The following is a 13,410-nucleotide window of genomic DNA, read 5'->3' on the forward strand; positions in this document are numbered from 1 at the left end:
GTGTTTAAAAAATTAAATCATGGAAAAAAAATGTAATCTTGCTCTATTTGTGCTTCTAATTTCTTTTTTTTCATCTTGTGTAAGCACACGATCCACGTTAAAAAATGTAGATGACAATGCACCAATTCCTGTGCTAACAAAGAACAATACTTTTGTAATCACAGAATATAGTAAAGACAAAAAATATGGATATGACCCAGATTATCCTGTCAATGTTTTTTATAAAAATACAAAGAGTGAAAATCTAAATGCAGAACGTTTTTTAAATGCTTTAGCTGGACCAAAAGGAGAGAAAATCACTTTTACCAAAGTGGAAAGTTGTTGTCCTTTCCCCACAAAAAGTACTGAAATGGGCGCAGGATTTTTAGATGTATATGAATTGAAATGGGAAGGCCAAAAATCACCAATTCAACTTTACCTCAATATTTACGAAAAAGGCTACTTACAAGTACCCGTTGGTCTTTCAATTAAAAAATAAAGGCTAACTAAATTATTGTTAACTTTGCGCTTCTAAAATTTCATTTACTATGAACATCAATTCTATTCCACAAATTAAAAACACTAACAGTGGAAACTTCTTTGTACTTGCTGGACCTTGCGCTATTGAAGGTGAAGAAATGGCATTGAAAATTGCAGAAAAACTGGTAACAATTACTGATAAATTACAAATACCTTACGTTTTTAAAGGATCGTTTAAAAAAGCCAATCGCTCTAGAATTGATAGTTTTTCAGGTATTGGCGATGAGAAAGCATTAAAAATTCTTCGAAAAGTTTCAGAAACATTTCATATTCCTACTGTAACTGATATTCATACTAATGAAGATGCAGATAAAGCAGCACAATTTGTTGATATCTTACAAATCCCAGCCTTTTTAGTCCGTCAAACTGATTTAGTCGTTGCAGCAGCCAATACTGGGAAAGTAGTTAACCTTAAAAAAGGGCAATTCATGAGTCCAGAAAGCATGAAACATGCCGTTCAAAAAGTATTAGATTGCAAAAACCAAAACGTAATGGTAACTGATAGGGGAACGATGTTTGGCTATCAAGATATGATTGTTGATTTTCGTGGGATTCCAACCATGCAGCAATACGCTACTACCGTTTTAGATGTAACCCATTCTTTACAACAACCCAATCAAACTGCTGGTGTAACTGGCGGAAGACCTGACATGATTGAAACGATTGCCAAAGCAGGAATTGCTGTTGGTGTGGATGGTATTTTTATTGAAACTCATTTTGACCCAGCCAATGCAAAAAGTGATGGCGCCAACATGTTACATCTTGATTATTTTGAGGGATTAATGACACGTTTAGTGGCTATTAGAAAAACAATTAACCAATTTTAATTTTTTTTTAAATCAAAATCAATACTACATAAAAATAAGAAAATCTAAATGACAAATGGTAACGATTACCAAATCATAGTTTACTAGCTTCTTTCAAAACAGAAATTAATATTTCATTATCAATTTCCTCCAAATTAGAATAGCGTAATGATTTTACCATACTTCTACCATTATCAGCAACCAAGTGTTGCTGATTTTCTTTTAATTCAAATCCTTTCATAAATGCTACATCCACAAATTGCTTTTTGTGACTAGCATTTAAATAACAAAATGGTTTTTTATCTAGGTAGAAAAAAGGAATTTTCCATTTATATTCCAAAGTCGCCTCTGGAACAACTTGCTCCACTACTGCTAGTACATGCAATAAAATATCTCGGTATTTTTCTGGTTGGTTCAGTATATAAAGGTCTTGTGGCTTCACGATGATTTTTTTCAAAAATAATCGAAAAATTAGTTGGTCAATGAAAAAATTATCATTTACTTTGTTTTTCAAAGTACTTTAAAATGGAAAACGAAAAATACCTTAAAGACATTCAAGATATCAAACAAATGATGTCGCAATCTTCTCGCTTCATTTCATTAAGTGGATTATCGGGAATATTGGCTGGAATTTATTCCCTAATTGGCGCATGGTTAGCTTATAAAACCATTTACTTTGACACTTCGACTATGGGTTCATACAGAACGTTAATCATATCCTACGAAGCAGTGGTAAAATTATTCATCATTGCAGCTTCGGTAATTGTTTTATCAATTGTAACTGGATTGATTTTGAGTTTGAAGAAAGCAAAAAAAGCAAATGAAAGTTTGTGGAACCCAACATCAAAACGATTATTAATCAATTTTTTAATTCCATTATTGACTGGAGGATTTTTCATCATTTTCCTAATTGAAAAAGAAATTTTAAGTCTCGTTGCTCCGTTAATGCTGATTTTTTATGGAATGGCTTGTCTCAATGCTAGTAAATATACTCTTGGCGATGTTCGATATTTAGGAATAACATTAATCATTTTGGGATTATTATCAACTTGGTTTTTAGGTTATGGATTATTGTTTTGGGCATTAGGTTTTGGCGTTTGTCATGTTGTGTATGGCGCGTTGATGTATTTTAAATATGATAGAAATTGATTTTATGAAAAAGAAAATTGCACTCATCGCCACATTATCGATTGCTTTTTTTGTTTTTGCAAAAGTCAATTCAAATCAAGTTGAAAAAGCTTTTTCGACAATTAATAAAAAAATCGAACAATCAGTTCAAGATGGCGATATCATTTTTCAAACATCGCAATCAAAACAATGTGAAGCAGTTCGAATTGCAACCAATTCCAAGTTTTCTCATTGTGGAATTATTTATGAAATAAAGGGTGAGAAATATGTTTTTGAAGCTGTTCAACCTGTTAAAACTACTCTTTTGAGCGAATGGATTAAACATGGTGAAGGCAATAAATATTTAGTTAAGCGACTGAAAAATAGTTCTAAAATTTTAACTCCAGAAGTTATTTCTAAAATGAAAAACTACGGAAAACAGTTTGACAAAAAAGATTATGATTTATATTTCGAATGGACAGACGATAAAATCTATTGCTCCGAATTGGTATGGAAAATCTATAAAAACGGAGCTGGAATAGAACTATGTTCGTTGGAAAAATTGAAAAGCTTTAATTTAGCAGACGAAAAAGTAAAGAAAATTTTAAAAGAACGTTATGGAAATAAAATTCCATTAGAAGAAAAGGTTGTTGCACCATCACAATTGGTAAATTCCACTTTCTTAGAAACTATTATTGACACTTATTAAAAATTGAAAAACATCATCCAAAATATCAACAAAGCCTTTGATCATCGCATACGCCTTGGCATTATGTCGGTATTGATGGTGAATGAAAGTGCCGATTTTAATATGCTCAAAGAATTACTTGGCGTAACCGATGGCAATCTTGCCAGTCATACCAAAGCATTGGAAACAGAAAATTATATTATGATTGAAAAACAATTTATTGGTAAAAAACCAAACACACGTTATATCGCCACAACCGAAGGTAAAAAAGCGTTCAAAGAACATATTGAAGCGCTTGAAAAATTATTATCAAAAAACTAACGCTATTTTTTTATTCATTTACTTTGAAATTCAAAGTACTTTTAAAATTAATTATGAGAGATTTAATCATCGAAAAAATGTATGAATGGAGTAAAAAACCCTATCAAAAGTTCTTCAAAAAGAACGAACCCTGGAACATAACTCCAAAAGAATTGATTTTGCTTCCCAACGATAGTTTGGGTTTTCACATGGGTTGTTTTTTATTGAAATACAACTTTGAAATGCAACCCAAATTGGAAGACCACGATGTCATTCATGTGTTGACCAACACTGGAGTTTCGGTTATTGAAGAAATTGGAATGCAATATTATTTGCTAGGCAACGGCAAAAAAAGCGCTTATCTGTTTATGGTAATTTTTGTTGGAACGCTTTTCTACCCTAACCGACTGAAAACGTTTTACAACTATTACAAACGCGGTCAAAAGGCACATCAATTCTACCATTTGGCTTTTGAAAAAATGCTTTACAAATCGCTGAGAGAAATTCAATTCACCTTTAACATTCGATAATATGAACTTTGCTTTAAAACTGTATCATCAAGACAAAAAAGTAAATCAAACGCTTTTTCTGTACATCATTTATTGTCTTTCATTGCTTTTGATAAGAGCCAAAATTACCCAATCAGTTTATTTATTTTTCCTGATTTGGAATCTGTTTCTTGCTTTTGTTCCCTATGTTATGAGTTCTTATTTTCAATCATTGGATGCAAAAAATAATTCCAAATTAAAACGCTATGCTTTATTGATAATTTGGCTTTTGTTTATCCCAAATTCATTTTACATCATTACCGATTTGGTGCATTTGGACAATTCTGATGGCATAATTTTTTGGTTGGATTTAATCATTATCAGTTCGTATGCTTTGATTGGATTTGGATTGGGATTGCTTTCGCTTACTCATTTTGAAAAAACACTCCAAACGATTATTTCAAAAAAATATGCTTCTATAACACTTTTTTGTATTTCGTTTTTATGCGGTTTCGGAATTTATGTTGGACGAATTCTTCGCTACAACAGTTGGGATATCATTAGCAATCCGTTCGATTTAATCGTTGACCTTTTTACTGCGGCAACTTCTAAAACGTCGTTATTCTTCTCTATTCAGTTTGGAATTTTCATCTATTTCGCCTTTTTGATTAAAAAAAATATTACTTCTAAATAATTCACTCATGGAAACATTTTCACACGAAAATCAAAAATCTGCCGGATTTTCAACCTATTTAGCGATTAGTTCTTTTGGCATTGGAACGCTTTTATTCTTATTGCATTTTGCTATTCCCGAATATGGATTGCTCTATTTTATTGGCTATTTCTATTTACTTATTGCATTTTTAGTAAATCTGCTGGTCTTTCTGAATCTACTCTTTCTGTATTTCATCAAACCCAATGAACGCGAAGATTTAACCATCAAAATGCTGATTATGTTGGCTAATTTTCCAATCGCGCTTTTATACATCTACATAGTATTTCACAAATTTTAATCAATTATAAAACTCAACATCATGGAAAATCAAGAAATTCAAAACCAAGAACCAAAAACATTCTTTCAATCGACCACTGCCAAAATGATTATGGTAGGTTTTTTGACCTTAGTATTACTTATTCCGCTATTTTTTGTTCAGGATTTAATCGCAGAACGTTCTCAACGAAAAAACGAAGTCACACGAGAAGTTTCTAATCTTTGGGGAAGCGATATTCAATTTTATGGTCCGATTCTAAAAATCCCTTACACTTCGTATGAAAATTACAATGTTACCGATACCAAAACCGGCGCAACAACCATTCAGAAGAAGGTAACAACCAATTATGCCTACTTTTTTCCTAATGAGTTGACCAATTCATCCAAAGTTATGAAAAACGAGTCGTTGAAACGAGGCATTTTTAACCCAATTGTCTTTACGGCAAATATGAATTTTAAAGGTAATTTTACGTCGCCCGATTTTGCAAAGTTGAATATTGCTCCCGAAAATATTCTCTGGGATAAAGCTTCGATTATTGTAAAAACAACCAATTTAAAAAGTATCAAAAGTGAATTGAAAGTAGAACTAAACAGTCAAAAACTTTCGTTCGAACCTCAAAACAACTACAAAAACGATTATTGTTTGCTTTCAACATCGGTTTTTGATTATAAAAATTTGGCAACCAATGACAAAATCAATTTTAATTTCAACATTGTTTACAACGGAAGTAACAGCTTGAAATTTGTTCCAATTGGAAAAGTAACGAATGTTTCTATCGACTCTGATTGGCAATCGCCAAGTTTTGAAGGGACTTTTGCTTCAAACGACACAACAAAAAGCATTTCTGCGAAAGGTTTTCACGCCGATTGGAAAGTTTTAGACATCAACAGAACGTTTTCGCAGCAATACAGCAATGTTTTACCTGATTTGGATGATTATCTCTTTGGCGTAAAATTAATTGAAACAGTGGACGAATATCAGCAAAATGAGCGCGTTTCTAAGTATGGTTTCCTTGTTATTGGTTTAACGTTCTTGATTTTCTTCCTAATCCAGTCGATTAGCAAAATCACTATCCACATTTTTCAGTATTCCATGATTGGAATTGCATTGATTATGTTTTACACGCTTTTGATTTCAATTACAGAACACAGTAGTTTCAGTTTGGCATATGGAATTTCGGGAATTGCAGTTGTGGCTTTGATTACGCTGTATTCGGTCTCCATTCTAAAAAACAAAAAATTCCCGATGTTTATTGCCACATCGCTTTCGGTTTTATACGCTTTCATTTTTGTGATTATCCAAATGGAGGATTACGCTTTGCTTGCTGGAAGTATTGGTTTGTTCTTTATTTTGGCGGCTGTGATGTATTTTTCAAGAAAAATTGATTGGAGTAAGTAGTTGTAGCACAATGTTTCACAAAGTTCTCACAGAGTTACACAAAATATTCTGTGAGACTTTTTGTTTTTAAACCATATAAGGCCTTTAAGAAAATATAAGTTTAATTCCTTTGTGAGACTTCGTGAAAAAACTTTGTGAAACTCTGTGATACAAAAATGTGCTACAAAAAATCACAAATCAACTTTCCATTCCAATTCTGGTTTGTACCAAAGTTGTCCTTTTTCAACCACAAGCGGACAATCAAAATTATTGGTATATAAACTTCCTGTTCCTAAACCTTGAGGCATTTTATTATTTAACGTAAAAGTAAATTGTGCAATCGCATTCAAACCAATGTTGCTTTCCAAAGCTGAAGTAATCCACCAACCGATATTGTATTTTTCTGCCAACGAAATCCATTCCAAAGTACCACGAAATCCACCGATGAAACTTGGCTTTAAAATGATGTATTGTGGCATGATTTTTTGCAACAAATTTTCTTTTTCAGATGCCGAAAACACGCCAATTAGTTCTTCGTCCAAAGCTATAGGTAAATTCGTATTTTTACACAACACTGACATCGTGTCAGTGTGATTTTTTTGTATAGGTTGTTCAATGCTATGCAATTTAAAACCAGTTAATTGATTTATTTTAATTAAAGCTTCATTTTCAACAAAAGCACCATTAGCATCAACACGGATTTCTATCATATTCTCATCAAAATTTTGACGAATAAAGCGCAATAATTCCAATTCTTTGTCAAATTCTATCGCTCCGATTTTCATTTTTATACAGCCAAAACCTTGCGCAATCTTCTCCTCTATTTGCTGCTTCATGAACGCTTCATTTCCCATCCAAACCAATCCATTTATTACAATAGATTTTTCTCCAGAAACAAATTCGGAAGGAAATAATTCATACGGATTTTTGCTTTTCAAAGACAAAAAAGCGGTCTCTACTCCAAACTGTATTGACGGAAACTCGATCAATTCTTGCCATAATTTTTCCTCGCCAAGACGAATATTTTCGCATATCCATTGCAGTTTTTCTTCATAATCCAATCGGTCATCTGCCGAAAGTCCGCGGAGAATTCCACACTCACCTATTCCTTTTTTGCCGTTTTCTTCTAAAATAATGAACCAAGTTTCTTTTTCCGTCATCACGCCTCGCGACGTTCCTGAAGCTTGCTTAAACATCAGCATATGCTTTTTACAAGTTGCTTTCAACATAGTTTTATTCTAAAATTCGTAAAATTTTCTTGAAATCATCATTGGGAAAACCATTTTTCTTGAAGTTATCAAAATCTTCTTTTGTGGCTTGTGTCCAGCTTTTACTGGAACTTACGTTGTTTGAACGGTATTTTTTATGAATATCTTTCGCATCGCTTACTCGATCAGAAAATAAGTAAACATGCGCCAAACGCAATTGATGCTCGATATTTGCAGTATTTATTGAAATCGCTTTCTTAATTGCCACTTCCGCTTTTATATATTGCTTTGTCATCAAGTAAAAATCGCCTTGTAAACCATAATCCAAATCTGCTGCTCTGCCTTTTTGAATGATATCGTTTTCAATTAGCGACATTCCTTTTTCATATTCTTTTGCTAATAAAAACCGTTTGGCTTCAGCGCGAATTCCATCCAAATAACCGTTCATCAAACCTGATTTCTTTAAGCTTTCATCCATTACATCACTAAACGCTTTTGCTTTTTCTGCAGGAATTATTTCTTTGTAATCATTGAAATTGTATTTTGAAGTAAAAGTTTCCATAAAATAACCTAACAATTTCTCTTTTTGTTTTATAGATTTAAAAAATTCATTTTTTTCAATTTCTAAAAGCAATTCTTTTTTAGCCGCATTTGTCCAACCATTTTTGAATTTATAATCTACCCAAGGCACAACTTCAAAAACTATTTTTTGCTTCATAATCCAATTATCACTTTCAAAAACAAACCATAAATTTTGATTGCCACTTAAACATTTTGACTTCTCCGAAAGTAATTTCGCTTCTTTGTTCACAGGTTCGTTTTGAAACACACAAGCGTTTTTTAGCACAGTTGATTTCTCATATTCCAAAGCGTCTTTTTCATTGGTAAAAACAGCATATTTACATTTATCATCACCTGAAATTGTCGAAGCTAAAAAAACCGCTCCAGCCGAACCTTGGCTAATTCCTGTTGGATCTGGGATTGCTTTCAAAACTGAAACCAAACTCGAAGAAATCTTTTGATTGTCATCTAAAATCGAAATTCGATACACGACTTCCGTTGTTCCCAATGGAAAATCGGCGGTTTTAATCATTTTCTTTTTTCCAGCACTAAGCGTAATCGTTTCGTTTGTTGTTCGAATATTATCCCAATAACCGTCTTTGGATTGTGCTAAAACGAAAGTAGAAAACAGCGCAAACAATACATTTAATCTTGTGTTCATATTATGATTTTTATTTTCACTCAAAACAATAAGAGTGCCAAAAATTTGACACTCTTTGTTTTTTATTATTTATTTGATTTACAATTCAATACTTTGTCCTATTTCAAGTAACATTAAATCCTTTCCAGCATCGAAAAATTTCTTTTTCGCTTCATTGTGATCAACCATAATAAATCCAAAAGTATCAAAATGACAACCTAAAATCTTATCACATTCTACAAAATCGGAAGCTAAAATTGCGTCTTCCACATCCATTGTAAAGCAATTTCCAATTGGAAAAACAGCCAAATCTAGTTTGGTTCGCATTGGAATTAACTTCATATCCATTGTTAATGCAGTATCGCCCGAAACGTAAATATTTTTATGTTCGCCTTCAATTACAAAACCACCAGGATTTCCACCATATGTTCCGTCAGGAAAAGCACTAGAATGGATTGCAGAAACATATTTTACTTTTCCAAAATCAAACTGCCAACTTCCACCGTGGTTCATTGGATGGTATTGAAAACCTTTGTTTCCGTAATAGGTAGCGATTTCCCAATTAGAAACAATGACTGAACTATTGTTTTGAGCAATAGCTTCAACGTCTTGAATATGATCAAAATGAGCATGTGTAATCAGAATATAATCTGCTTTTAACGAATTGATATCGATATGCGCCGCTTTTTCATTGCCTGAGATAAACGGATCGATGATGATATTTTTTCCGCTTACTTCAATCCCGATGCAAGCATGACCGTAAAATGTAATTTTCATTTTTAATTTTATTTAGGTTTAAACGTAATTAACAATTATATCTGAAATAAAAAATATTAAAGATAAGGCCAAAAGAATGGATAAAATGAAAGTGCTGATGGCTAATTTTTTTAATTCTGGATCTAAAAGTCGAGGCGTTTTATTTTTATAAACTGTTATCAAATGACTAATCATTGGAAAATAAGCTACGACAAAAATATATTGGTCGAAGTGAAAATCATTTAAAACAGCAAAAATCAGTACTAAAATCATAGCCGAAATCACCAAAAAAAAGTGGTATTTCTTCGCCCATGTTCCGCCGTTTTTAACGACAATCGTATTTTTTCCCGCTTTTCTATCGCTTTCTTCGTCGCGCATATTGTTTAAATTCAACACACCTACACTCAAAAATCCTATAGAAATAGCTGGCAATAATAGTAACCAATCCAATGTTTTTGAAAACATAAAATAAACGCCAAATGTACTTACCATTCCGAAAAATATAAACACAAAAACATCGCCATAACCACGATAACCATAAGCACCTTTTCCGACGGTGTATCGAATTGCAGAAGCAATAGCCAAAATTCCTAGTACAAGAAAGATTAAAGAAAAAACCAAGTATTTTCCTTTGAAGGCAAAATAAATCAACAGAACGGCAAATAAAAACGTAATTAAGGATGTTATCACTATTGCTCGTTTCATTTCCGCAGGCGAAATTACACCGCTTTGAATGGCGCGTTTTGGTCCAACTCTATCGTCGTTATCTGTACCTTTTACTCCATCGCCATAATCATTGGCAAAATTGGACAGAATTTGCAATCCTAAGGTCGTTAATAATGCAAAAGCTACAATATTCCAATTGAACATTCCTTGTGACATGGCATAAAAACTTCCCACAATTATTCCCGATACTGATAATGGCAATGTTCTCACTCGCGCAGCTTCAACCCAATGTTTCATTTTTTAGATTCTTTTGATTTTTTCAAATTTATTGATTAGCAATACTAATTCCAATTACTCTCGTTTTTTTCAATTTGGTACAGCCAAAGATTGACATATTGATTGATTTTGTCAAATTTCCCCAGTTGAAAACTAATATTTCCTCCTGCAGTATGTATCGTTAGTGAACCAATATTTAAGTTTTTATGCCAAAACAATTGTGACGTTGTTATGGCTTGTATTTTTTCTATTTTAATAATTTCGTTGTCAACATCCCAAGCACCGCTTTGCATGATAATGTGCTTATCATTTATGAATAAACTATTATTTTTAAATCCAAAAAACAATCCGATGAATATAAAAACAGTGTAAACTATCGCAATACTTTTGTATTCAAAGAGGGAATTCACCAACCAATTTCCTACAGTTAAATAGGCAGTTAAAGGTAATACAATTAATATAAAGATTGAAAAGAGAAGTTTACGAAAATTTGGTTTTAATTTTTCTCCTTTTTCTGGGATTTCATTAAAAATCAATTGCAGGATTTCGTCACGTTCTATCTCATTACAACCCGGAATTTCAATGGTTGATTTGTCTTTTTTGCTTTCATCATTAATCGTTTGCTTGATTTTTATTTCAAGGATTTTTAGCTTTTTCTGGAAAAAATTTCGTGTAATCTTTACAATTTGAACTTTTTCAGGCTTTAAAATCGTGCTTTGTGTGGCAATTAAACCATAAGACATAACTAACGAACCTTTTTGCTTTGCGATTTTAAAACCATAATATTTCACCAAAGTTCTAACGATATTGATGATGAAAATCAGGGTAAACAATAGTACTATTGCCAGTAAAACCGAATAAACCTCCGTATTGCTTTGAATAAAATCCTTCACTTTGCTTCCATCAACATATTCTTCGGCACCAGCTTGGTTGAGATTTTCATAAATGGTGAAGAAAAAAGTCAACAACAAACCGATACTTTTGGCATAATTGGACGTAATTCCAACTTTCAGCAAACTGATTAAGTCAATTTTTAAAAACGGTTTGTTCTCCATTTCTTTTTCAACCTCAACTAAATCATCAACAACTTCAAATCGTTCATTATCCAAAAGTTTTGATTTCAAAGCCATTGCAACTTCTTTTGAAACGGCATTAATTACCGCTTCTTTTTCTTCGCTTCCAGCAGAATCTATGTTGACTTGATACACATCGACTATTCGATGAATGATGTTTTGCTTTAAATTTACCTGTTGGATTTTATGTAGTTGTATAACTGTTTTTGTTTTGTTCAAAATGCCGTGTTGTACGATAAATTCATTTTGTTCTTCATCAATATAAAAAGTAAAAGTTCGGTATTTCAAATAAGAAAAAACTCCGAAAACTAGTAAAATCAAAATAAAAATTGTAATTCCCCAAAAAACATCTGTCGTTCTACCTCTTAGAAAAAAAATGATGATCACAATCCACATCGCTTTTAAAAATTCGAAAAGCGAATTAGCAAACAATACAAGTAAACCCGTTTTGGATTGTCTTTGAGGAGTTGAAAATTCGGATTTTATCATAGTTGCTTTTGAATTTTACCCATTAGCAATTGTTTGATATCTTCAGCTTGCTCTTTTTTAATTCCAGGAATTGATACATCACTTGAATCGCCACCAGCAGTAAAGATTTCAACTCGTGCTAAATCAAAATAACGCGAAACAAAACCTTCGTGCAAAGCAACATGTTGAACTCGATTATAGGGAATAATCATCGTATTGGTAGCTAAAATTCCGCTTCTGTAGATTACATCGTGTTCTCTGAAGGCGAAACCTCTTTTTTGAAACGAAATGCGACACAAGAAAAATGTAAAACCCAAAAACAAAACATAAACCAATCCGAAAAGCCAAGCCATGGAATGAATTTCTTCAACAAAATAGACAATTACAGCTAAAGCAATTCCAATGATTAGAAAAGTTACCGCAATATTTAATAAAATTACGTTCCAATATTTTGGTTGCAATGCATTCAATTTTACCGCTTCATATCTAGGTAAAGCAGTAATATCAATTGGTTCATTGGTAAAGTTTTCCATTTTAAATATTAGATTTTAGATATAAAATATTAAATATATTGCGCTGAACTATATTTAGTATTTAAAATTTGATATTTAAATTATGGCAACCACTTTTTATCAAAGTTTGGTTTTCTTTTTTCTAAAAACGCATCTCTTCCTTCTTTAGCTTCGTCAGTCATGTAAGCTAAACGTGTTGCTTCGCCAGCAAAAACTTGTTGTCCAACCATTCCATCATCGGTTAAATTCATAGCGAATTTTAGCATTTTGATAGATGTTGGCGATTTTGCCAAAATCTCTTGCGCCCATTCATAAGCTGTATCTTCCAACTCAGCATGCGGAATAACGGCATTTACCATTCCCATTTCAAAAGCTTCTTGAGCGGAATAATTTCGTCCTAAAAAGAAAATTTCACGTGCTTTTTTCTGTCCGACCATTTTAGCTAAATATGCCGAACCATAACCGCCATCAAAACTTGTTACATCGGCATCGGTTTGCTTGAAAATAGCGTGTTCTTCGCTGGCTAAAGTCAAATCGCACACCACATGAAGCGAATGTCCGCCGCCAACTGCCCAACCTGGAACAACGGCTAACACAGCTTTTGGCATAAAACGAATTAATCGCTGCACATCCAAAATATTTAGTCTATGGTAACCATCATCGCCAACGTAGCCTTGATGTCCACGTGCTTTTTGATCGCCACCAGAACAAAACGACCAAATTCCGTCTTTGGAACTAGGACCTTCTGCAGAAAGCAAAACTACTCCAATGGAAGTATCTTCCTGAGCATCGTGAAAAGCTTGCAGTAATTCGGCAGTAGTTTTTGGTCGAAAAGCATTGCGAACATCCGGACGATTGAAAGCAATTCTCGCTACACCATTGCATTTTTTATAGGTGATGTCTTCAAATTCTTTGGCAATTTGCCATTGTATTTTACTCATAAAGAAGAATTTAAAACAGATAACTTTATTTT

At 32.8% G+C, this 13,410-nt stretch carries 17 protein-coding genes; 9 read left to right on the plus strand and 8 right to left on the minus strand.

The annotated features are described in order from the left end of the window. Positions 1 to 19 precede the first annotated feature (19 nt). On the plus strand, positions 20 to 478 hold the full coding sequence (locus WFZ85_RS00280; protein WP_342694286.1) for a 2-dehydro-3-deoxyphosphooctonate aldolase: 459 nt from the start codon (positions 20 to 22) through the stop codon (positions 476 to 478). A 49-nt stretch (positions 479 to 527) separates the two neighbouring features. Further along, positions 528 to 1,346, plus strand: a complete 819-nt coding sequence (kdsA, locus tag WFZ85_RS00285) for a 3-deoxy-8-phosphooctulonate synthase (protein WP_342694287.1) — start codon at positions 528 to 530, stop codon at positions 1,344 to 1,346. A gap of 73 nt (positions 1,347 to 1,419) precedes the next feature. Here kdsA and WFZ85_RS00290 read toward each other — a convergent pair whose 3' ends face one another. After that, positions 1,420 to 1,767: a DUF1801 domain-containing protein gene (locus WFZ85_RS00290; protein WP_342694288.1), complete on the minus strand. Its 348-nt coding sequence runs from the start codon at positions 1,765 to 1,767 to the stop codon at positions 1,420 to 1,422. A gap of 83 nt (positions 1,768 to 1,850) precedes the next feature. On the opposite strand from WFZ85_RS00290, the gene WFZ85_RS00295 reads away from it, so the two are divergent. From WFZ85_RS00295 to creD, 7 genes are read left to right on the plus strand one after another with little or no spacing between them, the layout of a single operon-like run. Next, positions 1,851 to 2,474: a hypothetical protein gene (locus WFZ85_RS00295; RefSeq protein ID WP_133532893.1), complete on the plus strand. Its 624-nt coding sequence runs from the start codon at positions 1,851 to 1,853 to the stop codon at positions 2,472 to 2,474. Positions 2,475 to 2,478: 4 nt separating this feature from the next. Next, entirely contained in the window at positions 2,479 to 3,141 is a 663-nt protein-coding gene (locus WFZ85_RS00300; protein WP_342694289.1) for a YiiX family permuted papain-like enzyme, read from the plus strand. Between the two features lie 3 nt (positions 3,142 to 3,144). Next, positions 3,145 to 3,441 carry a winged helix-turn-helix domain-containing protein gene (locus WFZ85_RS00305; RefSeq protein ID WP_187658294.1) on the plus strand — a complete coding sequence of 99 codons (297 nt, stop codon included), beginning with the start codon at positions 3,145 to 3,147 and terminating at the stop codon, positions 3,439 to 3,441. A 53-nt stretch (positions 3,442 to 3,494) separates the two neighbouring features. Beyond that, positions 3,495 to 3,950 carry a Coq4 family protein gene (locus WFZ85_RS00310; protein WP_342694290.1) on the plus strand — a complete coding sequence of 152 codons (456 nt, stop codon included), beginning with the start codon at positions 3,495 to 3,497 and terminating at the stop codon, positions 3,948 to 3,950. A gap of 1 nt (position 3,951) precedes the next feature. Further along, on the plus strand, positions 3,952 to 4,602 hold the full coding sequence (locus WFZ85_RS00315) for a DUF1361 domain-containing protein (protein WP_342694291.1): 651 nt from the start codon (positions 3,952 to 3,954) through the stop codon (positions 4,600 to 4,602). Between the two features lie 7 nt (positions 4,603 to 4,609). Then, a complete protein-coding gene (locus WFZ85_RS00320) occupies positions 4,610 to 4,921 on the plus strand; it encodes a hypothetical protein (RefSeq protein WP_342694292.1) in 312 nt (103 codons plus the stop codon). Positions 4,922 to 4,942: 21 nt separating this feature from the next. Continuing rightward, positions 4,943 to 6,298, plus strand: coding sequence for a cell envelope integrity protein CreD (gene creD / locus WFZ85_RS00325; RefSeq protein WP_342694293.1), 1,356 nt, complete (start codon positions 4,943 to 4,945; stop codon positions 6,296 to 6,298). 170 nt (positions 6,299 to 6,468) lie between these two features. On the opposite strand, the gene WFZ85_RS00330 is transcribed toward creD, so the two are convergent. The 7 genes from WFZ85_RS00330 to WFZ85_RS00360 all read right to left on the minus strand — a co-directional run bounded on the left by WFZ85_RS00330 (position 6,469) and on the right by WFZ85_RS00360 (position 13,378). Continuing rightward, positions 6,469 to 7,479 carry an o-succinylbenzoate synthase gene (locus WFZ85_RS00330; RefSeq protein WP_413789723.1) on the minus strand — a complete coding sequence of 337 codons (1,011 nt, stop codon included), beginning with the start codon at positions 7,477 to 7,479 and terminating at the stop codon, positions 6,469 to 6,471. Positions 7,480 to 7,510: 31 nt separating this feature from the next. Continuing rightward, positions 7,511 to 8,707: a tetratricopeptide repeat protein gene (locus WFZ85_RS00335; protein WP_342694294.1), complete on the minus strand. Its 1,197-nt coding sequence runs from the start codon at positions 8,705 to 8,707 to the stop codon at positions 7,511 to 7,513. Positions 8,708 to 8,785: 78 nt separating this feature from the next. After that, positions 8,786 to 9,463, minus strand: coding sequence for a metal-dependent hydrolase (locus tag WFZ85_RS00340; RefSeq protein WP_342694295.1), 678 nt, complete (start codon positions 9,461 to 9,463; stop codon positions 8,786 to 8,788). A gap of 18 nt (positions 9,464 to 9,481) precedes the next feature. Further along, positions 9,482 to 10,405, minus strand: coding sequence for a 1,4-dihydroxy-2-naphthoate octaprenyltransferase (gene menA, locus WFZ85_RS00345; protein WP_342694296.1), 924 nt, complete (start codon positions 10,403 to 10,405; stop codon positions 9,482 to 9,484). Positions 10,406 to 10,449: 44 nt separating this feature from the next. After that, complete coding sequence (locus WFZ85_RS00350; protein ID WP_342694297.1) at positions 10,450 to 11,946, minus strand: PH domain-containing protein; 1,497 nt, start codon at positions 11,944 to 11,946, stop codon at positions 10,450 to 10,452. Continuing rightward, positions 11,943 to 12,458, minus strand: a complete 516-nt coding sequence (locus WFZ85_RS00355; protein WP_342694298.1) for a PH domain-containing protein — start codon at positions 12,456 to 12,458, stop codon at positions 11,943 to 11,945. Before WFZ85_RS00355 ends, WFZ85_RS00350 begins: the two co-directional genes overlap by 4 nt. 80 nt (positions 12,459 to 12,538) lie before the next feature. Beyond that, the gene (locus tag WFZ85_RS00360; RefSeq protein ID WP_342694299.1) at positions 12,539 to 13,378 is read right to left on the minus strand and encodes a 1,4-dihydroxy-2-naphthoyl-CoA synthase; all 840 of its coding nucleotides are present in this window, start codon (positions 13,376 to 13,378) and stop codon (positions 12,539 to 12,541) included. Positions 13,379 to 13,410: the final 32 nt, after the last annotated feature.

Source organism: Flavobacterium aureirubrum (assembly GCF_038739835.1).
In the GTDB taxonomy this organism is placed as follows: domain Bacteria; phylum Bacteroidota; class Bacteroidia; order Flavobacteriales; family Flavobacteriaceae; genus Flavobacterium; species Flavobacterium aureirubrum.